Genomic DNA, 25,222 nt, shown 5'->3' with positions numbered 1-25,222 from the left:
CGGCACGCACGACACCGCGCATCCGCCGCACGGGCCGCCCATCTCCGTAGGGGGTGGGCGGCCGGTCCGTGTGGGGCGGGCACGTCAGCAGCCGCAGTCGTCCGAGTCGGTCGGCGCGGTCAGCGGGTCGGCCTCGCCGCGCTGCTGCGTGCCCTGCCAGGTCTCGACCTCGAAGCCCTCGCGGATCCAGTACTCGATGCCGCCGAGCATCTCCTTGACCTGGAAGCCCAGTTCGGCCAGAGCGAGGGCGGAGCGCGTACCGCCGTTGCAGCCGGGACCCCAGCAGTACGTCACCACGGGGAGGTCCTTGTCCAGGAGCCGTTCGGCCTGCTCGGGGATGAGGGCGGTGGGCAGGTGGACCGCGCCCGGCACGTGCGCCTGGTCCCAGGAGGGCGTGGAGCGGGAATCGACGAGCTGGAAGCCCAGCTCGGCTCCCGACTCGCGATGGGTTCTGAAGGCGCTCGCAACGTCCGAGACGTCGGCGTGGAAGGCCAGACTCGCGGCGAAGTACGCGGCGGCCGCGGCCGGGGAGGCCGGAGGCACCCGGAGCACGGGGTTGCCGGCGGCGGGGACGGGGAAGGCGTTCCGTGTCGTCGTCATGGCTGGGAATCTACGATCCGTTGATCCTCCCGGGAAGTGACTTTCCCCGGCCTTCCCCTTGTCCCGCCGGGGAATCCCCTGCTAGACCGGCCCCATGACCGACTATTCCCCTGATGCCACCGACTGGCGGATCCTTGAGGCGCTCCAGCGGGACGGCCGCGCCAGCTTCACCGAGCTCGCCCGCTCCGTGTCCATGTCCGCGAGCGCCGTCACCGAGCGCGTGCGCAGGCTGGAGGAGGCGGGGGTCATCACCGGGTACACGGCCGTGGTGGACCCGGAGAAGATCGGCAAGTCGATCCTCGCCCTGGTGCGGCTGCGCTATCCGCACGGCAACTACAAGCCGTTCCACGACTTCCTGGAGGCCACCCCGGAGATCCTGGAGGCGCATCACGTCACGGGCGACGACTGCTTCGTCCTCAAGGTCGCGACGCGGTCGATGCGACACCTGGAGGAGGTCACCGGCCGGATCGCGGGGCTCGGCCCGGTGACGACGAGCGTCGTCTACTCCTCGCCGCTGCCCCGCCGCCCGCTCAGTCCGTGAGCGCCGCCGTGCGGTGGCGCACGACGGAGCCGCCGCGCTGCTTGACGATCTCCAGCTGGGCCTGGACCCGGGTCCGCAGGTCGGCGACGTGACTGACGATGCCGACGCTCCGGTCCCGCTCGCGCAGTGAGTCCAGGACGTCGAGGACCTCGTCCAGCGCCTGGTCGTCGAGGCTGCCGAAGCCCTCGTCGATGAAGAGGGTGTCGAGGCGCGTGCCGCCCGCCTCGTCGGTGACCACGTCGGCGAGGCCCAGCGCCAGGGCGAGCGAGGCGAAGAAGGTCTCGCCGCCCGACAGGGTCGAGGTGTCCCGCTCGATACCGGTCCACGCGTCGACCACGTGCAGCCCGAGGCCGGAGCGCCCCCGTCCGCTCGCCCTCGCGTCGGAGTGCACCAGGGTGTAGCGGCCTCCGGACATGCGCAGCAGCCGTACCGTCGCGGCGGCGGCCACCTGCTCCAGGCGGGCGGCCAGTACGTAGGCCTCCAGGCGCATCTTGCGCTCGTTGTCAGCGGAGGTGCCGGCGGTCAGTCCGGCCAGCCGGGCCACCCGGTCGTAGGCCTCGCGCAGCGGGCCGAGCGCACGCAGTTCCTGCTCCATCTGCCGGGTGAGGCGGTCCAGCTCGGCGCAGCGGACCCGGGCCGCGTCACAGGCGGAGCCTGCCGTACGGAGCTTCGCCGCGGCCCGGGCCGCGTACGCCTCGGCGGCTTGCGGTGCGGCCGGAGGCAGTGCCGCGGCCTCGGCGGCGTCGGTCTCGCCGAGGCGGTCCGCCAAGAGGGCCTCCTCCGCCTGCCAGGCGTCCGTCCGGTGTTGGAGCGCGGTGCGTTCGTACTCGGGGAGGACTGCGCCGGCGGCGGCCTCGACGGTGTCGAAGCCCGCCTTGAAGGCGGCGTCGGCGAGCTGGTCGTCGGCCTCCTTGAGCCGGGCGGCGGCCGTCTCGGCGCGGCGCAGGCAGGCGGCGGCTCCGGCGACCATCCTGACCCGGTCCTCCAGGGTCCGGGCGCGGGCCGCGACGGTGGGCGCGTCCCGCCGTACGAGGGCGAGTTCGGCCTCCAGCGAGGCCTGTTCCCGATCCAGGGCCTCACGGCGGGAGGCCCTGGCGGCGGCCCGGGTCTCGGCTTGGAGCCGGTCGGCACTGCGCGCGGCGTGTTCCCGCTCGGCGCGGGCGAGCTGCTCCCGGGCGGCGTGCAGGCCGGCGGCCGCAGCGTGGGCGGCGGCGTGCCGGGCGGTCAGCTCGGTGGTCAGGGAGAGGAGTTCGGCGGTGGTGGACTCCCCCGCGGCGGCCGCGGCCTCGGCGCGGGCCTCCCGGGCGGCGGCGAGCCGGCGTTCAACGGCGGCCCGGGCCTGCTCGGCCTGTTCGAAGACGGCGTGGGCGGCGTCCTCGGCGGCCCGGTCCACGTGGCCGGGGGCGGGGCGGGCCGGAGCCGGGTGCTCCGCGGATCCGCACACGCCGCAGGCCTCTCCGGCCACCAGGGCTTCGGCGAGTTCGGCGGCGATGCCGCGCAGCCGGGCCTCCTTGAGCTCCAGCCAGCGTTCGCGCGCGGCGGCCGACTCCTCGCGCAGGGCGAGCAGTTCGCCCTCGGCGCGCTCGGCGTCGGCGGCGAACTCGTCCCGCCTGCGGGCGGCGTTCAGGTTCATCCGGGCCGGTTCCAGCCGACCCGCGAGCTGCTCGGCCAGGGTGGCGGCCTGCTGGGCGGCGTCCACACGCCCTTGGAGGGCGGCCCGGGTCTCCTCCCAGCGCCCAAGCCACTCGGCGGACTCCTGGTGCTGCTCCTCGGCGGCCCGGGACTCCCGTTCCAGGTCGGCCCGTTCGCGGCCGATCTCGGCGCTGCGCTGCTCGGCGCGGTGGGCGGCGCCGAGCGCGCCGAGTTCCTCGCGCAGCCGCTGCTCGACGGTGGCCAGCTGCTCGGCGCCCGCCTCGCGCAGCGGGGGCGGCAGTTCCGCGCGCGCCGCCGCCTCGGCGTGCGCTGCGGCGAGGTGCGCCGCGGAGGCCGCGCCGCGCAGTTCCAGCGCGGGGGCCACCAGGGCTCCACGCCGAGCCCCGTCCAACAGGTCGCGTACCCGCGCGCGTTCGGGCTCCGCCTCGGCGAGCAGGGCAGCCCGGCGGGCGGTCTCGGCGTGCCGGCGCTGGAGCCGGTCGAGTTCCCGCGCGTCCTCGGCGGCCCGGCGGGCGGCGGCGTGCCGGCTCTCGACGGCGGCGAGCGCGTATTCGGCGACGTCGAGCCGTTCGCGGGCGGAGCAGCGGGCGACGGCCGCCCAGGCACGGACCGCCCCGGCCAGCCCGGGGTCTCCCGGCTGGTGTCCGGGCAGCGGCCAGGCCCGCAGGTCGGCGCTGTCCCCGGCGGCCTGGGCGAGCCGCTGGGCGGTGTGGAGCACCTTCTCGTCGCCGGCCCGGACCCTGGCCTCGGCGGCCCGGCGCCGTTCCCCGAGCAGCGTCTCGACGGCGGCGAAGCGGCGGGTGTCGAAGAGTCGGCCGAGGAGCCGGCCGCGGGCCGCCTCGTCGGCGCGCAGGAACCGCGCGAACTCCCCCTGCGGCAGCAGCACGACCTGGCAGAACTGCTCACGGCTCATGCCGAGCAGTTGCTCGATCTCCTCGCCGATCTCCTGGTGGGAGCGGCTGAGCGCCGCCCAGCCCTCGCCGGTGTGTTCGCGCAGAAAGCTCTGGGCCTTGTCCTTGGTGGTGCCCGTGCCCCGCTTCTTCGGTCGCTCCTGTTCGGGGCGCCGGGTGATCTCCAGGCGGCGGCCGCCCGCGGTGAGTTCGAGGGTGACCTCGGTGGGGGTGCCGGCGGTGGCGTGGTCGCTGCGCAGGCTGGTGCCGGGGGCCTGGCGGGGGCCGGGCACGGATCCGTAGAGGGCGTAGCAGACGGCGTCGAGGACGGAGGTCTTCCCCGCGCCGGTGGGGCCGTGGAGCAGGAAGATCCCGGCGCCGGACAGGGCGTCGAAGTCGATCTCCTGGGGCTCGGCGAACGGTCCGAAGGCGGTGAGTGCCAGCCTGTGCAGCCTCATCGGTGGGTCTCCCGGCAGCTGTCGTCGGCGCGTACGTCGTCGAAGGCGCCCTGGAGGACGGCCCGTTCGGCCTCGTCGGGGAGGCCGCCGCCGCGTACGTGGGCGACGAAGTCCTCGGCGATCTGGTGGTCGGTGCGGCCGCGCAGGCGCTGGGCGTAGGAGGCGCCGGTCTCCTCGCGGCGGCCCTCGGGGTCGAAGGCGAGGGTGAGGGTGTGCGGGAAGCGGGTGGCGAGGCGGGCCATGGGGTCGTCGGGGCGGACCGGGTCGGTGAGGGTGGCCTCCACCCAGGCGTCCTCGTGCACGGCGTACGCGGGGTCGTCGAGGAGGTCGTCGATCCGTCCGCGCAGCCTCGCGAGGGGGCGCGGTACGGGGGTGTCGATGCGCTCGGCGCGGCTGATCTCTCCTGCTGTGCCCATTTCGATCAGCCACATGGTCTTGCGGTGGTCGGCTTCGGAGAAGGAGTAGGCGAGCGGGGAACCGGAGTAGCGGACCCGTTCGTTGATCGTCTGGCAGCCGTGGAGGTGGCCGAGGGCGGCGTAGTCCACCCCGTCGAAGACGGAGGCGGGTACGGCTTCGACGCCGCCGACGCTGATGTCGCGCTCGCTGTCGCTGGCTTGCCCGCCGGTGACGAAGGCGTGTGCCAGGACGATGGAGCGGGTGCCGGGCGGGCGGGTGGCGAGGTCGGCCCGGATCCGGTTCATGGCCGCCCCCAGGACCGCCTCGTGGCTGACCTTCGGCGTGCTGAACTCGTCCTTGACCAGGGCCGGCTCCAGGTACGGCAGCCCGTAGAGCGCCACGTCGCCGTGGGCGTCGGCCAGTACGACCGGGTCGGCGCAGCCGGCCGGGTCGGTCCGCAGGTGGATTCCGGCGCGGCCGATCAGCCCGGCCCCGACCCCGAGGCGGCGCGCGGAGTCGTGGTTGCCGGAGATCATGACAGTGGGCACGCCGAGGTCGGCGAGCCGGTGCAGGGCCCGGTCGTACAGCTCGACGGCGGGCAGCGGGGGCACGGCGCGGTCGTAGACGTCGCCGGCGACGAGTACGGCGTCGACCTCGTGCGTGCGGACCGTCTCGACGAGGTGGTCCACGAAGGCCGCCTGGGCGCCGAGCAGGCTCACCCGGTGGAAGGCCCGGCCGAGGTGCCAGTCGGAGGTGTGCAGGAACTTCACTCGCCGGCCCCGCCGCGCATGCCGTCTCCCCCTGGTCGTCTCCCGCTGGACCCCACTACGCTAACCCGTCCCCGGGGGCGCTCAGGGCGCGTACGTCTCTCCGCCCAGGGTGAGCTGGGCCGTACCGGCCGTGCTGTCGGCCAGCCAGGCCTCGAAGGCGGGCAGATCCGCCTCGGGCAGGGCGACCTCGATCTCCACGGAGGCCCCGTAGCGCAGGTCCACCACGGTCCGGCCGGTGGAGCGCAGGTCGTTCTGCGTCTTGCCGGCCCGCTGGTGGTCGACGGTGACGGTGGCCAGCCGGTAGCGCCGCCGGGTGACGGTGCCGAGTTCGTCGAGGGCCTCGCCGACGACGCCGCCGTAGGCGCGGATCAGGCCGCCGGCGCCGAGCTTCACGCCTCCGTAGTAGCGGGTGACGACGGCCACGGCGTAGCGGACGTCCCGGCGCATCAGCATCTGCAGCATGGGCACTCCGGCGGTGCCGCCGGGCTCCCCGTCGTCGCTGGCTTTCTGGACGGAGGCGTCGGCGCCGATGACGTAGGCGTAGCAGTTGTGCGTGGCGGTGGGGTGCTCCTTGCGGATGCGCGCGATGAAGTCCTGCGCCTCCTGCTCGGTCGCGGCGGGCGCGAGGGAACACAGGAAGCGCGAGCGGTTGATCTCCGACTCGTGCGCGCCCTCACGGGCCACCGTCACGTACTGGTCTGCCTTCACCGCTCCACCCTAGTGCCGCGTCAGGCGACGTTCGCCCCGTCGCGACGCCCGTCCGTCCGCTGTCGAGGGTCCCGCACCCAGGGCGCGAAAGCGCTGAGCGGTCCGGCATCCGCCCGTCAGTACCTCAGGACGGTCTCCCGGACGACGTCGAGCCGCTTGGCGGCGATGAGGCCCCTCCGACGACGGGGCGTGCAAGCCGGCCGGGCCCCGGGCGTGCATCAGGGAATCCGGCGTGGGGCGTTTCGGTTGATGCGGCTGAGCGACAGCGGCAGACGACTACAGACGGCAGCAGCAGGAGGCGGCACGCGTGTACGGCGATCCGGCAACCATCCGCAAGATCCTCACCGAGCTCGGTGACACCTGGGCCGTGGTGGGCCTGTCGAACAACAGGGACCGGGCGGCCTACGGGGTGGCGCGCGTGCTCCAGCGGTACGGCAAGCGCGTGGTCCCCGTGCACCCCAAGGCCGAGACCGTGCACGGCGAGCCGGGTTACACCTCGCTGGAGGCGATCCCGTTCAAGGTGGACGTGGTAGACGTCTTCGTGAACAGTGACCTGGCCGGGGCGGTGGCCGACCAGGCGGCCGCCGTCGGCGCCGACGCCGTCTGGTTCCAGCTCGGCGTGATCGACGAGGCCGCCTTCGACCGGACCCGCGAGGCCGGGCTCACGATGGTCATGGACCGCTGCCCGGCGATCGAGATCCCCGCACTGTAGAAGTTCCCCGGCCGTGACGTGCAGCATCTGGGTGGTGCCGGCGGGGTGCGGGACGGAGTCCGTGCCCTCGCCCGGCACCACAGGCCAGGTCGACAGCTCCATGGGACCGTGCTCGTCGGTGCCGATCAGCGCGGTCGTCGAACTGCCGCCTCGCTCGACCAGGTCGGACCGGTCGCCATGCTCGGCTTCTCCAAGGCGCCGGCCCTCGCAGGAACGGTCCTGCCGGCCGCGGGCCGAAGGGTGAGGCGCTACTTCTCGGCCTCCGCGAGCTCAGCGCCCGCGAGTTCGACCCCCGCCTGTTCGACCTCGGCCTGTTCGACCTCGGCCAGCTCGGCCTCGGTGAGTTCGGCCAGCCCCCGCAGCTGCTGCGACGTCATGCCGTCCGGGATCGGCACGGGTGCCGGGGTCCGCAGCGGCGGCTGCCACCCCGTCTCCGGCGTCCAGCGCCGTACGATGCGCGCCGGCGCCCCCGCCACCACGGCATGGTCGGGCACCTCGCCCCGTACCACGGCGCCCGCGGCCACCACCACGTTGCGGCCGAGCCGCGCGCCCGGCAGGATCACCGCGCCCGTGCCGAGCCAGCATCCGGGGCCGATCTCCACCGGAGCGCTGCGCGGCCACTGCCGACCGACGGGCTCGTGCGGGTCGTCGTAGCTGTGGTTGGTGGACGTGATGTAGACACCGGGCCCGCAGAAGGTGTTCGAGCCGATCTCGATGCGGGCGTCGGCGATGACATGGCTGTCCCGCCCGATGACGACGCCGTCGCCGAGCACCAGCATCGGCTCCGCGCCGAGGTCGAGGTCGGGCATCATGCCGGCGGTGAGGGTGACCTGCTCGCCGATGATGCAGTGCCCGCCGAGCCGGATCCACCGCTCGCCGAATACCGTGCCCTGCGGGAAGGCGAGCCGGGTACCGTCCCCGATCGCACCGAAGCGCAGCCGGCCCGGGGTCTGCGCGGTCACCGCGCCGGCCTGCTGCATCCAGCGCCAGCCGGTGTGGACCACACGGCTCGCCAGCCGGCGGCGCAGGACCGCCACGGATGAGAACGTGTTCTTTTTCTTCGGCACCCGGCCACGGTAGTGCGCCCGGCGGCGGTCGTCCGGACCACGGTCCTGTGATCTTCACCCCATCGCCGGAACGGCGGGCGGCGTGGCCTACGGTGCTGTTGGCGCGGCAAACCGGACGACCGACCAGAGGGAAGCGAAGATGACGCAGCAGACGGCCCAGGCACTCGTGGCGGGCGTCGGTGGAAAGCACCCGGAGATCGACCCCACCGCGTTCACCGCCCCCACTTCGGCCGTGGTCGGAGAGGTCACCCTCGCCGCCGGCGCCAGCATCTGGTACTCGGCGGTGCTGCGCGCCGACTGCGGCCCGATCACGCTGGGCGCCGACAGCAACGTGCAGGACAACTGCACGCTCCACGTCGACCCCGGCTTCCCCGTGTCCATCGGTGAGCGCGTCTCCATCGGCCACAACGCCGTCGTACACGGCTGCACCGTCGAGGACGACTGCCTCATCGGCATGGGCGCCACCGTCCTGAACGGCGCGGTGATCGGCGCCGGTTCCCTGGTGGCCGCCCAGGCGCTGGTCCCGCAGGGCATGGTGGTCCCGCCCGGCTCGCTGGTCGCGGGCGTCCCCGCGAAGGTACGCCGCGAGCTGACCGACGAGGAGCGCGAGGGCATCAAGGTGAACGCCCAGATGTACGTGGAGCTGGCGAAGCAGCACCGCGCCTCGGTCACTCCCTAGCGCTGCGGCCGGACAGGTTTGCCGGGTCGCCGTGTTCGGCGCGGTACATCGCAAGGCGGAGGGCCGCGGCTCGTACCGGACGTACGGGCGTGGTCCGACACCGCGGCGAGCTGCCGTGCCGGGCGCCGTGACCCGGTGGCCCTCTGCAATCACGGCACGACCAGCGGTTCCCGCGCCGTCACTCCCCGACCGCGGCGCGGACCGCCGGCTGCGCGGGGATCTCGGCGCCGGCCGCGCCGGCCCCGCCGGCGGCCTCGGCCGCCTTCTTCATCCGGCTGCGCACCACCAGCGTCACGACGAGCCCGAACACCACGGCGAGACCCAGGGCCAGCCAGGAGAACCGCTTCAGCCAGGGCTCCGCGACGATGCCGACCGAGTAGATGACCGCGGTGGTTCCGCCCGCCCAGAGGATCCCGCCGAGGACGTTGGCGACGAGGAACCGCCAGTACGGCATGTGCAGCACGCCCGCGAGCGGCCCCGCGAAGATCCTCAGCAGCGCCACGAAACGGCCAAAGAAGACGGCCCACATGCCCCACTTCTCGAAGGAGCGTTCCGCCAGAGCGACCTGCTGGGGCCCGAAGTGCTTGGGGAAGCGCCGGCCCAGCCGCTCCAGCAGCGGCTTGCCGCCCCGGCGTCCGATGGCGTAGCCGATCGAGTCGCCCACGATCGCGCCGGTGATCGCGCACAGCCCCAGCACGACGGGGTCGATCTCCCCGTGCTGCGAGGCCAGCAGTGCCGAGCTCACCAGGATGATCTCGCCCGGCAGCGGGATGCCGAGGCTCTCCAGGCCGATGACCAGACCCACCAGGAGATAGATGCTGACCGCCGGAATCGTCTCCAGCCATTCCTGGATGTGCACCGGTACGTCCTCCCGAGTCGTCCCCGGCGCGCCCCCTGTGACACGCCGAACGGGCAGCCTATCGGCTCGCCGGCGCGGCCTTTGACCTCAGAGGCAGTTCGCGCGAGGAACGTCCCGCGAACACCTCGCGGCGGCCGGAGCCCAGTACCCAGGCGTGCCGTTCCGGGTCCCACGACGACAGCGCGCGGGCGTCGATGTCGATGGTGACGCGCTGCGCCGCGCCCGGCGGCAGGGTGATCCGCCGGTAGCCGGCGAGTGCGCGCACCGGCTGGTCGAGCCGGAGCTCCTCGGACGGCCCCACGTACACCTGGGCGACGTCCGTGCCCTTGCGCCGGCCGGTGTTGCGGACCGTGAACTCCACACGCAGGCCGCCGCGCTGCGCGCGGACCGTGAGCTTCTCGTACTGCCAGGTGGTGTACGACAGGCCGTGCCCGAAGGGGAAGAGCGGGGTGGCCCGCTTGGCGTCGTACCAGCGGTGGCCGACGTGGACGCCCTCGGAGTACTCCTGCCGGCCGCCCACCCCCGGGTAGCGCGCGGGGTCCGCGCCGACCGGGGTCGTCCGCTCGTCGGCCGGGAAGGTCTGGGTGAGGCGGCCCCCGGGGTCCACGTCGCCGAAGAGGACGTCGGCGGTGGCTCCGGCGCCCTCCTGCCCCGGGTAGTACATCTGGAGGACCGCTCCGGTACGGGAGAGCCACGGCATGGTCGTACCGGAGGGGGTGTTGAGCACGACCGTCGTACGGGGGTTCGCGGCGGCGACCGCCTCGATCAGCCGTTCCTGCCCGCCCGGCAGGGCCAGCGAGGTCCGGTCCCTGCCCTCGGTGGCGTCCTCGTAGGCGAACAGGACCACGCTGCGGGCAGCCTTCGCGATGCGTACCGCCTCTGCGAGGTCCGCGGCCCGGATCGCCCCCGTGATGTGCCGCAGGCGCAGGCGCTGGCCCCTGGCCCCGCCGGCGGCGGTGACGGTGAGCCGGTGGGTGCCCGCCTTGAGGGCGAAGGTGCGGCGGCGCACGGCCATCCCGTCGGGTGCGGACCCGAGGAGTCCGCCCGCATAGTGCTCTGCCATGCCCGGCCGGACGGGGAACAGGTCCTCCCCGTCGAGGCGTACGACGGGCCGCGTCCCGGTGTAGTGGACCAGCAGGGTCCATTCGTCGTCGGCCGCGAGGTGGAAGGTGCCTTCGTGGGTCCAGACGCGCCCGGGGCCGACCTCGCGGTGCTCCACGTCGGCGGCCGGGCTCAGCAGCTTCGCCGGGAGCGGCCGCCCGTAGAGGTCCTCGCCGAGGGCGTAACGCACGGTCGAGCCGTTCCCGGCCCTGCGCCGGATGGCGGTGAGCGGGGCGTCCGCGCCGTCGGGGACCACGTGCGAGCTGCCCCCGCCGCCGGTGAACGGCACCTGGGCGGTCGGTCCGATCACCGCGATCGAGCGGGCCGCGGCCCCGGTCAGCGGCAGGGTGCCGCGCTCGTTGCGCAGCAGCACCGCACCGGCGGTGGCCACCTTGCGGGCGACGCGGGCCCCGGCCGCGGCGTCGCGCGGGGGCCGGGCGGGCTGCCGGGCCGCCAGCAGTCCGAAGCGGTCCATGGTGGAAAGGATCCGGTGCACGGCCTGGTCGACGGCGGCCTCCGGCACGGAGCCGCCGCGCACCGCCTCGCGCAGCGGACCGCCGAAGTGGGTGCCGCCGGGCATCTCCATGTCGAGGCCGGCGCGGATGGCGGCGACGGTGCTGTGGGCCGCGCCCCGGTCGGAGACCACCCAGCCGTCGAACCCCCAGCTGCCGCGCAGCAGTTCGTCGAGCAGTGGTCTGCTCTCGCCGGCGTGGACCCCGTTGACCTTGTGGGAGGAGCCCATCACGGCGCCGGCGCCGGCGGCCACGGCGGCCTCGAATCCCCGCAGCTCGGTCTCGCGCAGGGTCTGCTCGCCGACGGACACGTCGACGGTGTCGCGGCCCTGTTCCTGGTTGGCGAGGGCGAAGTGCTTGACGGTGGCGATGAGGCCCTCGTCCTGGATCCCCCGGACCACCTCGCCGACCAGGTCGGCGGTCAGCCGCGGGTCCTCGGAGAAGGTCTCGAAGTTCCGGCCGGCGAAGGGGCTGCGGATGAGGTTGGCCATGGGGGCCAGCACGACGTCCTGGCCGAGGGCCCGGCCTTCACGGCCGATGACCCGTCCGTACGCGCGGGCCAGCGCCGGGTCGAAGGCCGAGGCGAGCAGCACCGGCGCGGGCAGCGCGGTGGCCGGCCGGGAGACCCGCACCCCCGCGGACCCGTCGGCGAAGCGCAGGGCCGGGATGCCCACGCGCTGTACGCCGGGCACGTAGCCGGCCTGGCCGCCGGGGTCCGCGGGGTCGGGGGCCCCGTGCAGCAGGGCGGTCTTCTCCTGCAGGGTGAGCTGCTCCAGCAGGGCGTCGATCCGGGCGGCGCCACCCGTACCAGTCCCCGTGCCGCGGCCGGCGGCGGGTGCGCCCGCGGCCTCGGCGGCGGGTTCGCCCGCGCCGGGCGGTGGCACGGCCGGGGCGCAGCCGCCGGCTCCGAGGACCGCGCCCATCCCGCCCGCCGCCGCGAACAGCCGCATCGCCGAACGTCTGGACACGTCCTCGCTCATGGGTGCTCCCTGCGGCGTGGGTCGGCGGGAGCGGCCCGCGCCGGACCGCTCCCCGGGCCACTGTGCTCCGCGTGTCCGCGGGCCCGGCCGAGACGCGCCACCGCGGGCGCCCAGGTTCAGCCCTCCGGCAGGGGCGGGAGGCTGTCGGCGGTGCGCCGGGGCTCGTCCTGGCTCTGGATGCGCGCCTCGGTGCGGTGTCCGCGCGCGATGTAGTCCCGTACGACGGCCTCGACCGCGTCCTGCGGCGAGCCGACCCCGGCGAGCACCATCACCTCCACCACGAGTTCGGCGTCGAGGCTGATGTTGACCTTGGCCACGGGTACCCCCTCCATCGTCGTGGCAGGACTCTAGTGCCGCATCAGGCGACGTTCACCCCGTCGCGACGCCCGGCACGCACTCTCGCCGCAACGGCCGAAAGCCACGTACGTCCCGTACGAGCGCTTCCGGCCGGCACGCCGAGAGCACGCACCCAACGCCGCTCCTTGCTCCACGGGGCAACTCGATACAGACCCTGGACCGTCCGGGAGGCCGTCGGCCGTCCGACGGCACGGTCCGCACACCCGGACGCCGCGGGCGGCAGGGCGTACAGCAGGACGTGCCCGCCACCCCGAGGGGCGGCGGGCACGTACCGGGCCGGCACTACGCGTTCGGGCGCAGCGTCCACACGACGGTCATCTCGCCCGTCACGGCCTCGTCCTCGCGCTGGATGGCGATGGTGACGGGGAACTCGGGGCGGCCGCCCGCGTCGAGTTCGGCCACGACCTCCGCGGCGGGGCGGCCGAGGGTGGCGGTGGCGGTGACGACGCCCTTGGCGAGCTTCTTGTAGCCGATCTCGGCCTTCACCGCGAGGGGCACGGCCCGGGAGAGCTGGTCTCCGAAGGCTGCCAGGACGATGGCGCCGCTCGCGGACTCGGCGAGGGTGAACATGGCGCCGGCGTGCGGGCCGCCGACGTGGTTGTGGTAATCGGGCTGGTCCGGGAGCCGGACGACCGCGCGCTCGGGCGTGGTCTCCAGGAACTGGAGGTTCAGGGTCCGGGCCATCGGCACGGTGGCGGCGAGCAGTTCGCCCACGTTCATCTGGTCTGCGCTCATGGACCGCGATGTTACCCGCGAGTAGAGAGGATTGGCCAGAGCTCTCCGGGGGGCGGCCGTGGCTCCGGGGGGCGGCTCCCACTATCGTTACCGGCCATGTGGCCAGGACAGCAGCAGCCGCCCGGGGGCGAGCAGAACCCCCAGGACGCGCATCAGAACCCGTACGCGCAGCCGCCGGGACAGCCGGCGCAGCCGAACCCGTACCAGCAGCAGCCCGGTTACGGATACCCGCAGCAGCAGCCCGGCTACCCGCAGCAACCGGGGTACCAGCAGCCCCCGACGGTTCCGGGCCAGCCCTGGGGCCAGCCCCAGCCTCCCCAGCAGCCCCAGGCCTCCGGCGGCAGCCCGTACTCCACCAAGACCGTGGCCATCGTCGCGGCCGCCGCGGTCGTCGTGGCGGCCGCCGCGACCGGCGCGTACGTCCTGACGCGGGACGACAAGAACACCGAGGCCAACGACAAGCCGCCGGCTGCGACTTCCCCGGCCCCTGAGACGCCCGCCCCCGCCGGCAGCAGCCCGAACCCGCGGGCCGGCGGCGCCATGCAGCCCGTCATCCCGGGCTGGAAGGTCGTCACCAACACGAAGTACAACGTCGCCTACGACGTCCCCCCGGAGTGGAACGTCAACGACCCCGGCGTCTCCCTCTTCTACGACGACGACGTCAAGAACGACGGCAAGCCGGTCATCACGATGTCCGGCACCGCCACCCTCAAGCAGGAGTGGTGCACGGTCGACAAGGACGCCGACGGCAACCTCGAGAAGTTCTCGATCGCGGACGCCGGCGTCAAGGGAGCCCAGGGCGCCAAGGACACCGCCCAGGCGGCGACCGACAACACCGGCACCTGGGTGTGGGCGGGCTTCGCGCAGAAGGAGCCCAAGGGAACGGTCAAGGTGACCGAGCCCAAGGAGTTCACGACCTCCTCCGGGATCAAGGGCCACATGGTGGTCGCGACCGCGCCGAACGTGAAGAAGGAGCACAAGTGCTCCACCGACGGCAAGGCGGTCGGCTTCGCCTTCAAGAACGCCGTCGGTGACTTCGCCAGCTTCGCGCTGGTCACCGCGGCCGGCGTGAAGGAAGAGGTCCCGGCCGAGATCTCCGACAAGATCCTCAGCTCCATCCGGCTCACCACCGGATGATCTCCGGCTGAACCCGTCCCCGCCCCGGCGCCGGGAATCCGTTTGGATTCCCGGCCCGGGGCGGGGATAGTCCGGGGGTGAGTTCTCCCCCCGACGCCCCGCGCCGTACGCCCGAGCCCCGCCGCATCCGCAGCCGTCCGGAGTGGGCCGGCCGCAACTACACCCTGCTCACGGGTGCCGCGGTGGTCACCAACCTCGGCAGTCACGGGGCGCTCATCGCCGCCGCCTTCGCCGTCCTGGAAGCCGGCGGCTCCGGCGGCGACGTGGGCCTGGTCGCGGCCGCCCGCACCCTGCCACTCGTCCTCTTCCTGCTCGTCGGCGGCGCCGTCGCCGACCGGCTGCCGCGCCATCGTGTGATGGTCGCCGCCAACGCCCTGAACTGCGTCTCGCAAGGCCTCTTCGCGCTGCTCGTCCTCACCGGCGACCCGCAGCTGTGGCAGATGATGCTGCTGACCGCCCTGTGCGGCACCGGTACGGCCTTCTTCAACCCCGCGGCCGAGGGCATGCTCCTCTCCACGGTCTCCGGCGAACACGCCAACCGCGCCTTCGCCCTCTTCCGCATGGCCATGAACGGCGCCGGCATCGGCGGAGCCGCCCTCGGCGGGGCGATGATCGCCGCGATGGGCCCGGGCTGGGTGCTGGCCGTGGACGCCGCGGCGTTCGCGCTCGCCGGGGCGCTGCGCGCCTTCCTCGACGTCAGCCGTTCGCCGGACCGGGCCCCGGGCGGCGGCCTGCTGGCCGACCTGCGGGAAGGCTGGGTGGAGTTCCACACCCGGCCATGGCTGTGGAGCATCGTCCTCCAGTTCTCCGTCGTCGTCGCCGTCGTCGGCGCCGCGGAGGCGGTCTACGGTCCGCTGGTCGCCCGGGACCGGCTGGGCGGGCCGGCGCCCTGGGGCCTGGCCCTGGCGCTGTTCGGGGTCGGCACCATCGCCGGTGCGGTGCTGATGATGGTGTGGAAGCCCCGGCGGCTGCTGCTGGTCGGCACGCTGTGCGTGTTCCCGCTGGCGCTGCCGTCGGCGGGGCTGGCCGTACCGCTGCCGGTGTGGGGGCTGTGCACGGTGATGTTCGTCAGCGGGGCCGCGATCGAGGTCTTCGGCGTGAACTGGATGACGACCATGCACCAGGAGATCCCCGAGGAGAAGTTCTCCCGGGTCTCCGCCTACGACTGGTTCGGCTCGGTCTCGATGCTCCCGCTGGCCACGGCCCTGGCCGGGCCGGTCGAATCGGCCTTCGGCCGCACCGAGGCCCTGTGGGGCTGCGCGAGCCTGGTCGTCCTGGTCACCGCTGTGGTCCTGCTGGTCCCGGACGTGCGCCGTATGACGCGCAAGCCGTCCGTCCACAAGGGCGGCGGTCCCGTGGCCGCCGACGCCGCTGCCTCCTCGCCTTCGCCGCCCTCCTCGTCCAGCCTCACCCCAGGCTGAACGCGCCCTCCGGCGGAGCCGGCGAGGGAGCGGCGTCCGCGTCGGAGACGGGGGCCGCGCCCCTGACGAAGCGGGCCAGGCCGTCGCCGTACTCGACCCGGGCGGGAAAGGCGTCGGACGCGCACCGCCGGGCCAGCGCCCCCACGTCCAGCGGGGTGTCAGAGGCCAGCAGTACGGCGTTCCCGAACCGCCGCCCCCTGAGCACCGACGGCTCGGCGACGAGCGCGAGCTCCGCGAAGACTGCGGCGAAGTTGGCCAGTTGGCTCCGCAGGAAGTCGAAGGGCGCCCCGTCCGCCAGGTTCACCGCGTACAGCCCGCCGGGCCGCAGCACCCGTGCGGCCTCCCGCGCGTACTCCAGCGAGGTCAGCTGCGCCGGCACCCGGGAGCCGCCGAACACGTCGGCCACCACGACGTCCGCGCTCCCCGCGTGCGCGGCCTCCAGCCAGGCCCGGGCATCGGCGGTGTGCAGGGTGATCCCGGACCCCTCCGGCAGCGGCAAGTGCTCGGTGACCAGCTCCACCAGGCCGGCGTCGAACTCGACCACCGCCTGCCGGGATCCGGGCCGGGTGGCCGCGGCGTAGCGGGGCAGGGTGAGCGCGCCGCCGCCCAGGTGCACGAGGTCCAGTGGGAGCCCCGGGTCCGCCGCGCAGTCCAGGACGTGCGCGAGGCGGCGTACGTACTCGAACTCCAGGTGCTGCGGATCGTCCAGGTCCACGTAGGACTGCGGGGCGCCGTCGACGGTCAGCAGCCAGGCCCGTTCCCCGTCGATGTCCGGCATCAGCTTGGCGGTGCCCTGGCCCACGTCCCGCGTCACCGGGATCCGTTCGTCGCTCACCGCCCCATTGTCCGACACCACGCCGGGACCCGGACCCTCAGGTCGCCCCGTCCGACCAGACGGCCTCGGCCTCGGCGGCGTGCTCCGGGGCCTGCGCCAGGCCGGCGCGGGCGGCCGGGTCGCGCCGGGCCGGGTCCAGGACGTTGCGCCCGAAGGCCTTGCGCGCCGTGGCCGACGGGGTGATGAGCAGCACCCGCGCCCCCGCCTCGCGCAGCCGGGCCGCCTGCGCGGCCGGTGCGGGGACGAGCCCGGAGCCGAGCGCGATCGGGGCGATGATCACCACGCGCGCGTAGCCGGCGGCGAGGTCGGCGTTGGTGGCGGAGCGGATACCCCCGTCGATGAAACGGCGCTCGCCGACCGTCACCGGGGGCCACACGCCGGGCACCGCGCAGCTCGCCGCGACCGCGTCGACCAGCCCGCTGCCGCTCTCCCGGTCGAAGGCCTGCAGCTCACCGCTGCGCGCGTCGACCGCGGTGACCACGAGCCGCCGCTCGGGCCACTCGTGGGAGGCCAGCCGGGCCGCCAGCACCTTGCGGCGTTCCGCCTCGGGGCCGGTGTCCGCGGCCAGCGCCATGGCTCCCACCCGCCGGCGGTAGGCGGCCGCGTCGCGGCGCGAGCGCGCCATCGCCAGCGCGTACCGGGCGATGACGCCCGCGCCCAGCTTCGCGGCGCTCTCCCCGGCGGCGTCGCCCAACTGGCGCTCGTACAGCTCCTGCGCGCTGAACCGTCCCGAGGTCAGCTGGGCGCCGACCACCGATCCGGCCGAGGTGCCGACGACCAGGTCCGCGGTGGTGAGGTCCACGCCCGCGCGGGCGAGCCCGTGGATGATCCCGCACTCCCAGCCGACGCCGGTCAGTCCGCCGCCGCCGAGCACCAGTGCCGTGTCGCCGCCCATCTCCGCCCGCCCTCTGCTCATGCCTGTGGTGACGGCAGTCTGGCGCAGCCGTCCTGCCGCCACCACAGGGGGGCGGTCCCGACCCGGCGGGTCAGCCCAGGACGGCCGTCACCGTCCCGGCGCCCACGGTCCGTCCGCCCTCGCGGATCGCGAAGCCGAGACCCGCCTCCAGCGGCACGTCCCGTCCGAGCTCGACGGTCATCGTGACCGTCTCGCCGGGCCGGGCGACGCCCGCGAGCCCCAGGTCCACGTCCCCCACCACGTCGGCGGTGCGGATGTAGAACTGCGGCCGGTAGCCGCTGGCGACCGGTGTCGTACGGCCGCCCTCGCGCCCGGAGAGCACGTACACCTGCGCGCTGAAGCGGCGCTTGGGCTCCACGCTGCCGGGGGCGGCCACCACGTGCCCGCGGCGCACGCCGTCGCGCGGCACACCGCGCAGCAGCAGCGCGACGTTGTCGCCGGCCTCGGCGGACTCCATCGGCTTGCCGAAGGTCTCCAGGCCGGTGACGACCGTCTCGACCGGCTCGCCGTCGCCGCCCAGGACGGCGACGCGGTCGCCGAGGCGTACGCTGCCGCGCTCGACGGCGCCGGTCACGACCGTCCCGCGCCCGGTGATGGTGAGCACGTTCTCCACGGGCAGCAGGAACGGCGCCCCGGTGTACCGCACCGGCGTCGGCACGTACGTGTCCACCGCGTCCAGCAGGGCCTCGATGGCCCCGGTCCACCTGGGGTCGCCCTCCAGCGCCCCGAGCCCGGAGACCCGTACGACGGGCGCGCCGTCGCCGCCGTAGCCGTGCGCGGTGAGCAGTTCGCGGACCTCCAGCTCGACCAGGTCGGTCAGCTCGGGGTCCCCGGCGTCGGCCTTGTTGAGCGCGACGACGATGTGGTCGACGCCGACCTGCCGGGCGAGGAGCACGTGCTCGGCGGTCTGTGGCATGACCCCGTCGAGGGCGGAGACGACGAGGATCGCGCCGTCGAGCTGCGCGGCCCCCGTGACCATGTTCTTGATGTAGTCGGCGTGACCGGGCATGTCGACGTGGGCGTAGTGGCGGGTGTCGGTCTCGTACTCGACGTGCGTGAGGTTGATGGTGATGCCCCGGCGGGCCTCCTCGGGGGCCCGGTCGATGCGGTCGAAGGGCACGAAGGAGGCGCCGCCGCGCTCGGCGAGGACCTTGGTGATGGCGGCGGTGAGGGTGGTCTTGCCGTGGTCGACGTGACCCATGGTGCCGATGTTGAGGTGCGGCTTGGTCCGCACGAAGGCCGTCTTGGCCATGATCTCTTCCCGTTGCTCGAAGCGTGGACGGGACCCCTGAACCGAGCCGACCCTCCCCCTGCGGGGTCCGCCGGACGATCCGGGAAGGGTCAGCTTCGTGCGCCGTCGAATGCGGCGAAGGCGGGCGCGTCCGCGGATTCGGCAGCCTTCGGCGCGTCCGCGACTGCGGACGGCGCTGCGGGGAAGGCGTACCGGGACATGTCCCTGATGCTGCCGGACCGTCCCGCGTGGCGTCGAATGAATTACCGCGTGAACCGGGGCTCGCTCAGAGGTTCTTGAGCGCTTCGCGCACGGACAGCCGGGACAGCACGGCGCGTTCGGCGTCGACGAAGGCGCGCACCGCGTCGGGGTCGGTCTTGGCGTACTCGCGCAGGGCCCAGCCGATGGCCTTGCGGAGGAAGAAGTCCGGGTGGCCGGCCTGGCGGCGGCAGTAGGCGAAGAGCCTGCCGGTGTCGGTGGCGTCCTTGTAGCGGAGTTGGTGCAGGAGGGCGGTGCGGGCGAGCCACAGGTCCTCGCTGCCGATCCACTCGTCCATCACGGGGGCGAGGTCGGGGTCCGCGGCCACCAGCGGGCCGACGGTGTGCGCGGCGAGCAGGTCGACGGTGTCCCACCAGGGGACGGTGGTGATCAGGTGCCGGACGACCGGCAGGAGTGCGCAGGTGCAGCGGTCGGCGTGGCGGCGCAGGTAGTCCACCGCGAAGTAGTGGTACTCCCGCTCGGGAAGCCGCCAGCAGCGCAGGGCGAGGGCAGCGCAGTCCGCTTCCGACGGCCGCGGAGTGTTCTTGGTCACTGTCCGGGACAGTTCCCGGCGCAGCGGTGCGGGGATGCCGAGGAAGGGGGCGACGTGCTTCATGTACGCGGCCATGGCCTCGGCCCGCACGGGGTCGGCCGCGGCCGCGTACGTCCCGGTCAGCCGCTCCAGCAGGGTGTCCGCGAGGGCGCTGCGGGGAACCCTGGGAGGCCCCCCGCCGTTCGACAGCATGAGGCCCAGATTACGGCGCGATGCCGCATACCTCGGCTAGTCTCCCGGGATGTCCCTCCTCCTCGCGCCGTGGACCCGGCTGGCGCTCCTCGTCGTGCTGCTCGCCGCGGCCGGCGTGTGCGTGCTGGTCTACGAACCCCAGCGGATCCTCTCGGAGGGCTGGCCCCCCGGCCTCCCGGTGGGCGCGGCCGTCCTGGCGTTCGCAGCCGTGTACGGCGTGTGCTCGGCGGCGTTCGTGCCGCGTCCCCTGCTGAACCTGGCCGCGGGAGCGGTCTTCGGTACGCAGTTCGGCCTCGTCGCGGCGGTCGGGGGCACCGTGCTGGGCGCCGGCATCGCCTTCGGGCTCGGCCGGGTCATGGGGCAAGAGGCTTTGCGTCCGTTTCTGCGCGGGCGGCTGCTGGAAGCCGCCGACGGCCAGCTCAGCCGGCACGGATTCCGCTCGATGATCGCGGTACGGCTCTTCCCCGGGGTGCCCTTCGTGGTGGCCAACTACTGCGCGGCGGTGTCCCGCTGCGGCTGGGCGCCCTTCCTGGTGGCGACGGCGCTCGGCGTGGTCCCGAACACCATGGCGTACGTGATCGCGGGGGCCAGCGCCTCCTCCCCCGGGTCCCCCGCCTTCCTCGTCTCGTTGGGCTTCATCGTGGTCTCCGTGGTGGCCGCCGGAGTCGTCGGCTGGCGCAAAAGGCACCGCCTGGCACCCCTTCGAACCGGCGATCCGGTGTATGAACTGACGTCCCAGCACCCCCCTGTGGTCAGCGGCGCTTCACACGGGCCCTAGCATCGGGGGCGAACTGCCCGACGATCACAAGGACGAGCGCACCCCGACATGAGCTGGTTCGAATCCCTAATCCTCGGTCTCGTCCAGGGGCTTACGGAGTTCCTCCCGATCTCCTCCAGCGCCCACCTGCGGCTGACCGCGGCATTCGCCGGCTGGCACGACCCAGGAGCGGCCTTCACGGCCATCACCCAGATCGGCACCGAGGCCGCCGTTCTGATCTACTTCCGCAAGGACATCGCGCGGATCGTCTCCACCTGGTTCCGTTCCCTGTACACGAAGGCCCTGCGTTCCGAACAGGACGCCAAGATGGGCTGGCTGGTGATCGTCGGCTCACTGCCGATCGGCATCCTCGGCCTCGTGTTCAAGGACGCGATCGTCGGCCCGGCCCGCGACCTGCGGCTGACGGCCACCACCCTCATCGTGATGGGCATCGTGCTGGGCGTCGCCGACCGGCTGGCCGCCCGCGACGAGGAGGGCGGCCGGCACCGGGCGATCCGTGAGCGCAAGACGCTCCAGCAGCTGGGAGTCAAGGACGGTCTGATCTTCGGCTTCTGCCAGGCGATGGCCCTGATCCCGGGTGTCTCGCGCTCCGGCGCGACGATCTCCGGCGGTCTGCTGCTGGGCTTCACCCGCGAGGCGGCCGCCCGGTACTCCTTCCTCCTCGCCATCCCGGCCGTGCTGGCCTCGGGTGCCTTCGAGATCAAGGACGTGATCGAGGAACCGGGCCACATCTCCTGGGGTCCGACGGTCTTCGCGACGCTCATCGCCTTCTTCGTCGGCTACGCCGTGATCGCGTGGTTCATGAAGTTCATCACCACCAAGAGCTTCATGCCCTTCGTGATCTACCGCATCGTGCTGGGCATCGTGCTGTTCGTGCTGATCGGCACGGACGTGCTGAGCCCGCACGCCGGTGAGTCCGGCTCGTAGGGGGCCCCGCGCCACCACTTCGCGTGAATCGGAGGCCGCCCGGGAACGTTCCCGGGCGGCCTCCGCGTCGTTGTTCACGAAGAGACTGAAAGGCAAGAAGCAGGGGGTGTCCCATGGGTCGAGTGGTGCTGGAGCGTTTTCCGGCCGGAAGTCCGCGGGGGAGCTGGCCCGCCGAGGAGTACGCGGCGCAGCGGATGCGCGAGGGCGTGCCGGCCGAGGTGGTCATGGATCTGGCGAGCGACGCGTTCCTCGTCGTGGTGCGGCAGCGGGAGGCGCGTTCCGGTCACTGACGGGCCGCGCGGAGATCCGGTCGCCGCACGCCCCTTGGCCTCGCGCCCGCGCAGCCCCACACTGACCCGATGACTCAGCGTGTGGATCTCGCGACGGTGATGGACCGGCTGGCGATCGACGACGTGGTCACCGGCTACGCGGTGGCCGTGGACGACGGCGACTGGGCCGCCTACCGCGCCCTGTTCGCCGCCGGCGGGCGGGCCGACTACAGCTCGGCGGGCGGGATCGAGGGTCCGGTGGGGCGGGTGGCGGACTGGCTCGCGGAGACCATGAAGCTCTTCCCCGTGCGGCAGCACCTGATCGTCAACCGGCTGATCCGGCTGGAGGACGTCGCCGGCTCGCCCGGCGACAGCGCCGAGGTCCGAGCCGACTTCCTCAATCCGATGCGGCTGGAGGGGCCGGAGGCCGACGGCACGGCCACCTCCCCCGACTTCGTCACCGCCGGGCGCTACACCTTCGCTCTGGCCCGCACCCGGGACGGCTGGCGGCTCACCCGGGTGACCGTGCACGAGAAGTGGCGGCACACGGCCGTCTGAACCCGCTCCGCCCCGCCGGAGGGGCAGGTCCGCCCGGCACTGCCCACACTGGAAGCGGAGGCGCCATGGTCCCGATGCACAGCGGGTGGTCGCGCCGGTGGCGGGCGCCCGCGGCGCTCGCGGCCGGCGCTCTGCCCGCGCTCGCCTTCCCCGCCCCGGCCCTGTGGTGGTTCGCCTACGTCGCCCTGGTGCCCTGGATGCTGCTGCTGAGGTCGGCTCCGACCGGCCGGCGGGCGGCCCTGGAGGGCTGGCTCGGCGGCGCCGGCTACATCCTGGCCGTGCACCACTGGCTGCTGCCGAGCCTGCACGTCTTCCTGCTCCCCGTGGCCGCGCTGGTGGGCCTGCTGTGGATCCCCTGGGCGCTGCTGGTGCGCCGGCTGCTCGGAGGGCGCCCCTCGGCGGGCCGGGCCGCCTGCGCGCTGGTCGTCGTACCGGCGGGGTGGCTGCTGTCGGAGGTGGTCCGGTCCTGGCAGGGGCTGGGCGGGCCGTGGGGGCTGCTGGGCGCCAGCCAGTGGCAGGTGCCGACGGCGCTGCGGCTGGCTTCGGTGGGCGGGGTGTGGCTGGTCAGTCTGCTGCTGGTGGCGGTCAACTGCGCCCTGGTGCTGCTGCTCGCGGTGCCGGGGGCGCGGGTCCCGGCGGTGGCCGGGCTCACGGGCTGTGCGCTGTTGACGGGCGCGGTGTGGGCGTGGGCGGCCCGGCCCGCGGAGTCGGGCGGGCTGCGCGTGGCCGTCGTACAGCCGGGGCAGGTGCCGGACGGCCCGGACAGCGTGGAGCGGCGGTTCGCGGCCGGGGAGCGACTCACGCGGCCGCTGGCCGGGCAGGACGTGGACCTCGTGGTGTGGGGCGAGAGCAGTGTCGGCGAGGACCTGTCGGCCCGTCCGGACCTGGCCCGGCGGCTGGCCTCGATGTCGGCGGAGGTCGGGGCGCCGCTGCTGGTGAACGTGGACGCGCGGCGCGCGGACCGGCCGGGCATCTACAAGAGCGCCGTCCTGGTCGGTCCCGCCGGCCCCACGGGTGACCGGTACGACAAGATGCGGCTGGTGCCGTTCGGCGAGTACGTACCGGCCCGGACGCTGCTCGGATGGGCCACCTCGGTCGGGCGGGCGGCCGGCGAGGACCGTATGCGCGGGAACACGCCCGTGGTCATGGACCTGTCCGGGCGGCCCGACGGGCCCGCCGGTGTCCGGGTGGGGCCGCTGGTCTGCTTCGAGTCGGCCTTCCCCGACATGAGCAGGCGCCTCACCCTCGACGGGGCCTCCCTGCTCGTCGCCCAGTCGGCGACCTCCACCTTCCAAGGCAGCTGGGCCCCGGCCCAGCACGCGTCCCTGGCGGCCCTGCGGGCCGCCGAGAACGGCCGCCCGATGGTGCACGCCACCCTCACCGGGGTCAGCGTGGTGCACGGCCCGTCGGGCGAGCGGATCGGCCCCGCCCTGCCCACGCCGGCGCGGACCGCGCAGGTGTACGAGGTACCGCTCGCGCGCGGCTCGACCCTCTTCGTGCGCTTCGGTGCCTGGCCGGTGGCCGCGGCCCTCGCCGTACTGGCCGCCTACTGCGCGGTGGTGGGGGCCCGGTCGCTCAGAAGGCCTGCTCCAGAGCCGAGTTCACCACCGTCTCGCACAGCTCGTGGGTGAGCAGCGCGTCGCGCGCGCTGAGGGTCCGGCCCGCCGCGACCGCTTCCAGGAAGTGGTCCACGACCTGTTCGACGCCGCGCTGGCGGGCGACGGACACCCAGTCCCCGCGGCGGCGCACGGTGGGCTGGCCCTTGTGGTCGATGACCTCGGCGAGGTTGACGACCTGCCGCTTGGTGTCCGTGCCGGACACCTCCAGGACCTCCTCGTTGGAGCCGGAGAGGCGGTTCATGATGCCGAGCGCGCTGAATCCGGGGCCGGAGAGGTGCAGCACGACCTGGTGCATCAGCCCGTCGCGCACCACGGCGCGGACGTCCGTACGGTCGGCCTCGCGGGGCAGCAGGAAGCGCAGGGTGTCGACGACGTGGATGAAGTCGTCGAGCACCAGCGTGCGCGGGTCCTCGGGCAGGCCGACCCGGTTCTTCTGCATGACGATCAGGTCACGCGGGTGGTCGGCGCACTGCGCGTACCCGGGCGCGTAGCGGCGGTTGAAGCCGACGGCGAGGGAGACATCGCGCTTCTCGGCCAGTTCCACCAGCCGCCGTGACGCGGCGAACTCGTAGGCGAGCGGCTTGTCCACGTAGGTGGGTACGCCGGCTTCCAGCAGGTGCGTGAGGATCTCGGGGTGGGCTCCGGTCGGGGCGTGCACGAAGGCCGCGTCCAGGTCCTGGGCGAGCAGGGCGTCGAGTTCGGTGTGCCGCCGCGCGGCCGGGACGTGGTGGGTGTCGCCGATCCGCTGCAGGGTGGCGGGGGTGCGCGTCTGCAGGTGCAGTTCGACGTCCGCGCGGGCGGTGAGGACGGGCAGGTACGCTTTCTGCGCGATGTCGCCGAGTCCGATGCAGCCGACCTTCACCGGGGCCTCCAAGTTCGGTCCTTGTGGGATCTTGGCAGCTTAATCGCTGGTGGCCGGGGGTTCGCTTCGCCCAGGATGATCGTCATGACCACCAGTTCAGGATCACACCGCGACGAGCCCTCCACCACCGCCGACGAGCGGGAGATGCTGGACGGCTGGCTCGACTACCACCGTGCCACCCTCCTGTGGAAGTGCGAGGGGCTGCAGGACGAGGAGTTGCGCAGGACCCCGCTCGCGCCTTCCGAGTTGAGCCTCCTGGGCCTCGTGCGGCACATGGCGGAGGTGGAGCGGTACTGGTTCCGGGAGATCATGCTGGGCGAGGACCTGCCCGAGCTGTACGTCACGGACGAGGACCGGGACGGCGACTTCCACTTCACCGAGGCGGCCACCTGGGCCGAGACCGAGCAGGTGTGGCGGGCGGAGGTGGAACTCGCCCGCCGGGCGGCCGCGGGCCGCTCGCTCGACCTGCGCTCGGAGGCCGCGAGCCACCACCGCGGCGAGGTCTTCAGCCTGCGCTGGGTCTACACCCACATGATCGAGGAGTACGCGCGCCACAACGGTCACGCGGACCTGCTGCGCGAGCGGATAGACGGCGCCACCGGCGACTGAGCCGTTCCGTGGGGCCGGGGTGCCCTGGCTGGGGGTGGC

At 73.7% G+C, this 25,222-nt stretch carries 25 protein-coding genes; 11 read left to right on the top strand and 14 right to left on the bottom strand.

The genetic code is table 11. The annotated features are described in order from the left end of the window. Window positions 1-84: 84 nt before the first annotated feature. On the bottom strand, window positions 85-600 hold the full coding sequence (locus ACFWFZ_RS23050; RefSeq protein WP_387124673.1) for a rhodanese-like domain-containing protein: 516 nt from the start codon (window positions 598-600) through the stop codon (window positions 85-87). Between the two features lie 94 nt (window positions 601-694). Between ACFWFZ_RS23050 and ACFWFZ_RS23045 the strand changes: the two genes are divergently transcribed. Next, window positions 695-1,141: an Lrp/AsnC family transcriptional regulator gene (locus tag ACFWFZ_RS23045; RefSeq protein WP_387124672.1), complete on the top strand. Its 447-nt coding sequence runs from the start codon at window positions 695-697 to the stop codon at window positions 1,139-1,141. Here ACFWFZ_RS23045 and ACFWFZ_RS23040 read toward each other — a convergent pair. The 3 genes from ACFWFZ_RS23040 to ACFWFZ_RS23030 form a co-directional block, all read right to left on the bottom strand. Beyond that, window positions 1,131-4,142 (bottom strand): AAA family ATPase, encoded by a 3,012-nt coding sequence (locus ACFWFZ_RS23040; RefSeq protein ID WP_387124671.1) that lies wholly within the window; start codon window positions 4,140-4,142, stop codon window positions 1,131-1,133. The two genes, ACFWFZ_RS23045 and ACFWFZ_RS23040, sit on opposite strands and share 11 nt — an antisense overlap. After that, window positions 4,139-5,308 (bottom strand): exonuclease SbcCD subunit D, encoded by a 1,170-nt coding sequence (locus ACFWFZ_RS23035; RefSeq protein WP_387124670.1) that lies wholly within the window; start codon window positions 5,306-5,308, stop codon window positions 4,139-4,141. The genes ACFWFZ_RS23040 and ACFWFZ_RS23035 overlap by 4 nt, the downstream gene beginning before the upstream one ends. A gap of 81 nt (window positions 5,309-5,389) precedes the next feature. After that, window positions 5,390-6,016 (bottom strand): YigZ family protein, encoded by a 627-nt coding sequence (locus ACFWFZ_RS23030; protein ID WP_387124669.1) that lies wholly within the window; start codon window positions 6,014-6,016, stop codon window positions 5,390-5,392. A gap of 307 nt (window positions 6,017-6,323) precedes the next feature. On the opposite strand from ACFWFZ_RS23030, the gene ACFWFZ_RS23025 reads away from it, so the two are divergent. Continuing rightward, on the top strand, window positions 6,324-6,728 hold the full coding sequence (locus ACFWFZ_RS23025; RefSeq protein WP_387124668.1) for a CoA-binding protein: 405 nt from the start codon (window positions 6,324-6,326) through the stop codon (window positions 6,726-6,728). 248 nt (window positions 6,729-6,976) lie between these two features. On the opposite strand, the gene ACFWFZ_RS23020 is transcribed toward ACFWFZ_RS23025, so the two are convergent. Then, window positions 6,977-7,795, bottom strand: coding sequence for an acyltransferase (locus ACFWFZ_RS23020; RefSeq protein ID WP_387124667.1), 819 nt, complete (start codon window positions 7,793-7,795; stop codon window positions 6,977-6,979). 139 nt (window positions 7,796-7,934) lie between these two features. Here ACFWFZ_RS23020 and ACFWFZ_RS23015 point away from each other — a divergent pair, with 139 nt between their 5' ends. After that, entirely contained in the window at window positions 7,935-8,474 is a 540-nt protein-coding gene (locus ACFWFZ_RS23015; protein ID WP_387124666.1) for a gamma carbonic anhydrase family protein, read from the top strand. A 178-nt stretch (window positions 8,475-8,652) separates the two neighbouring features. Here ACFWFZ_RS23015 and ACFWFZ_RS23010 read toward each other — a convergent pair whose 3' ends face one another. From ACFWFZ_RS23010 to ACFWFZ_RS22995, 4 genes are all read right to left on the bottom strand, one after another. Continuing rightward, window positions 8,653-9,333, bottom strand: a complete 681-nt coding sequence (locus ACFWFZ_RS23010; RefSeq protein ID WP_387124665.1) for a DedA family protein — start codon at window positions 9,331-9,333, stop codon at window positions 8,653-8,655. Between the two features lie 58 nt (window positions 9,334-9,391). Beyond that, window positions 9,392-11,926, bottom strand: coding sequence for a beta-glucosidase (locus ACFWFZ_RS23005; protein ID WP_387124664.1), 2,535 nt, complete (start codon window positions 11,924-11,926; stop codon window positions 9,392-9,394). A 116-nt stretch (window positions 11,927-12,042) separates the two neighbouring features. Continuing rightward, a complete protein-coding gene (locus ACFWFZ_RS23000) occupies window positions 12,043-12,243 on the bottom strand; it encodes a type II toxin-antitoxin system VapB family antitoxin (RefSeq protein WP_387124738.1) in 201 nt (66 codons plus the stop codon). A gap of 322 nt (window positions 12,244-12,565) precedes the next feature. Further along, on the bottom strand, window positions 12,566-13,018 hold the full coding sequence (locus ACFWFZ_RS22995) for a DUF4442 domain-containing protein (protein WP_189973593.1): 453 nt from the start codon (window positions 13,016-13,018) through the stop codon (window positions 12,566-12,568). Window positions 13,019-13,114: 96 nt separating this feature from the next. On the opposite strand from ACFWFZ_RS22995, the gene ACFWFZ_RS22990 reads away from it, so the two are divergent. Together ACFWFZ_RS22990 and ACFWFZ_RS22985 are read left to right on the top strand one after the other, a co-directional pair. Continuing rightward, the gene (locus ACFWFZ_RS22990) at window positions 13,115-14,155 is read left to right on the top strand and encodes a hypothetical protein (protein WP_387124663.1); all 1,041 of its coding nucleotides are present in this window, start codon (window positions 13,115-13,117) and stop codon (window positions 14,153-14,155) included. Window positions 14,156-14,232: 77 nt separating this feature from the next. Beyond that, the gene (locus ACFWFZ_RS22985) at window positions 14,233-15,576 is read left to right on the top strand and encodes an MFS transporter (RefSeq protein WP_387124662.1); all 1,344 of its coding nucleotides are present in this window, start codon (window positions 14,233-14,235) and stop codon (window positions 15,574-15,576) included. On the opposite strand, the gene ACFWFZ_RS22980 is transcribed toward ACFWFZ_RS22985, so the two are convergent. The 4 genes from ACFWFZ_RS22980 to ACFWFZ_RS22965 all read right to left on the bottom strand — a co-directional run bounded on the left by ACFWFZ_RS22980 (window position 15,563) and on the right by ACFWFZ_RS22965 (window position 19,561). After that, window positions 15,563-16,354, bottom strand: coding sequence for a spermidine synthase (locus ACFWFZ_RS22980; RefSeq protein ID WP_387124737.1), 792 nt, complete (start codon window positions 16,352-16,354; stop codon window positions 15,563-15,565). The two genes, ACFWFZ_RS22985 and ACFWFZ_RS22980, sit on opposite strands and share 14 nt — an antisense overlap. A gap of 94 nt (window positions 16,355-16,448) precedes the next feature. Continuing rightward, on the bottom strand, window positions 16,449-17,327 hold the full coding sequence (locus tag ACFWFZ_RS22975; RefSeq protein WP_387124661.1) for a patatin-like phospholipase family protein: 879 nt from the start codon (window positions 17,325-17,327) through the stop codon (window positions 16,449-16,451). 70 nt (window positions 17,328-17,397) lie between these two features. Continuing rightward, window positions 17,398-18,579 carry an elongation factor Tu gene (gene tuf, locus ACFWFZ_RS22970; RefSeq protein ID WP_387124660.1) on the bottom strand — a complete coding sequence of 394 codons (1,182 nt, stop codon included), beginning with the start codon at window positions 18,577-18,579 and terminating at the stop codon, window positions 17,398-17,400. Window positions 18,580-18,844: 265 nt separating this feature from the next. Then, entirely contained in the window at window positions 18,845-19,561 is a 717-nt protein-coding gene (locus tag ACFWFZ_RS22965) for a DNA alkylation repair protein (protein ID WP_387124659.1), read from the bottom strand. Window positions 19,562-19,610: 49 nt separating this feature from the next. On the opposite strand from ACFWFZ_RS22965, the gene ACFWFZ_RS22960 reads away from it, so the two are divergent. The 5 genes from ACFWFZ_RS22960 to lnt all read left to right on the top strand — a co-directional run bounded on the left by ACFWFZ_RS22960 (window position 19,611) and on the right by lnt (window position 23,724). Next, window positions 19,611-20,339 (top strand): TVP38/TMEM64 family protein, encoded by a 729-nt coding sequence (locus ACFWFZ_RS22960; RefSeq protein WP_387124658.1) that lies wholly within the window; start codon window positions 19,611-19,613, stop codon window positions 20,337-20,339. Between the two features lie 48 nt (window positions 20,340-20,387). Then, window positions 20,388-21,266: an undecaprenyl-diphosphate phosphatase gene (locus ACFWFZ_RS22955; RefSeq protein WP_387124657.1), complete on the top strand. Its 879-nt coding sequence runs from the start codon at window positions 20,388-20,390 to the stop codon at window positions 21,264-21,266. A gap of 113 nt (window positions 21,267-21,379) precedes the next feature. Beyond that, the gene (locus tag ACFWFZ_RS22950) at window positions 21,380-21,556 is read left to right on the top strand and encodes a hypothetical protein (RefSeq protein WP_106967693.1); all 177 of its coding nucleotides are present in this window, start codon (window positions 21,380-21,382) and stop codon (window positions 21,554-21,556) included. Between the two features lie 69 nt (window positions 21,557-21,625). After that, entirely contained in the window at window positions 21,626-22,093 is a 468-nt protein-coding gene (locus ACFWFZ_RS22945) for a nuclear transport factor 2 family protein (protein WP_387124656.1), read from the top strand. Between the two features lie 65 nt (window positions 22,094-22,158). Continuing rightward, window positions 22,159-23,724, top strand: coding sequence for an apolipoprotein N-acyltransferase (gene lnt, locus ACFWFZ_RS22940; RefSeq protein ID WP_387124655.1), 1,566 nt, complete (start codon window positions 22,159-22,161; stop codon window positions 23,722-23,724). On the opposite strand, the gene ACFWFZ_RS22935 is transcribed toward lnt, so the two are convergent. Then, window positions 23,669-24,574, bottom strand: coding sequence for a Gfo/Idh/MocA family protein (locus tag ACFWFZ_RS22935; RefSeq protein ID WP_387124736.1), 906 nt, complete (start codon window positions 24,572-24,574; stop codon window positions 23,669-23,671). The two genes, lnt and ACFWFZ_RS22935, sit on opposite strands and share 56 nt — an antisense overlap. An 84-nt stretch (window positions 24,575-24,658) precedes the next feature. Here ACFWFZ_RS22935 and ACFWFZ_RS22930 point away from each other — a divergent pair, with 84 nt between their 5' ends. Continuing rightward, on the top strand, window positions 24,659-25,183 hold the full coding sequence (locus tag ACFWFZ_RS22930; RefSeq protein ID WP_387124654.1) for a DinB family protein: 525 nt from the start codon (window positions 24,659-24,661) through the stop codon (window positions 25,181-25,183). Window positions 25,184-25,222: the final 39 nt, after the last annotated feature.

Origin of the sequence: Streptomyces sp. NPDC060232 (genome assembly GCF_042726555.1) — a bacterium.
GTDB lineage: Bacteria > Actinomycetota > Actinomycetes > Streptomycetales > Streptomycetaceae > Streptomyces.
This window is presented reverse-complemented; position numbering and strand designations above follow the sequence as displayed.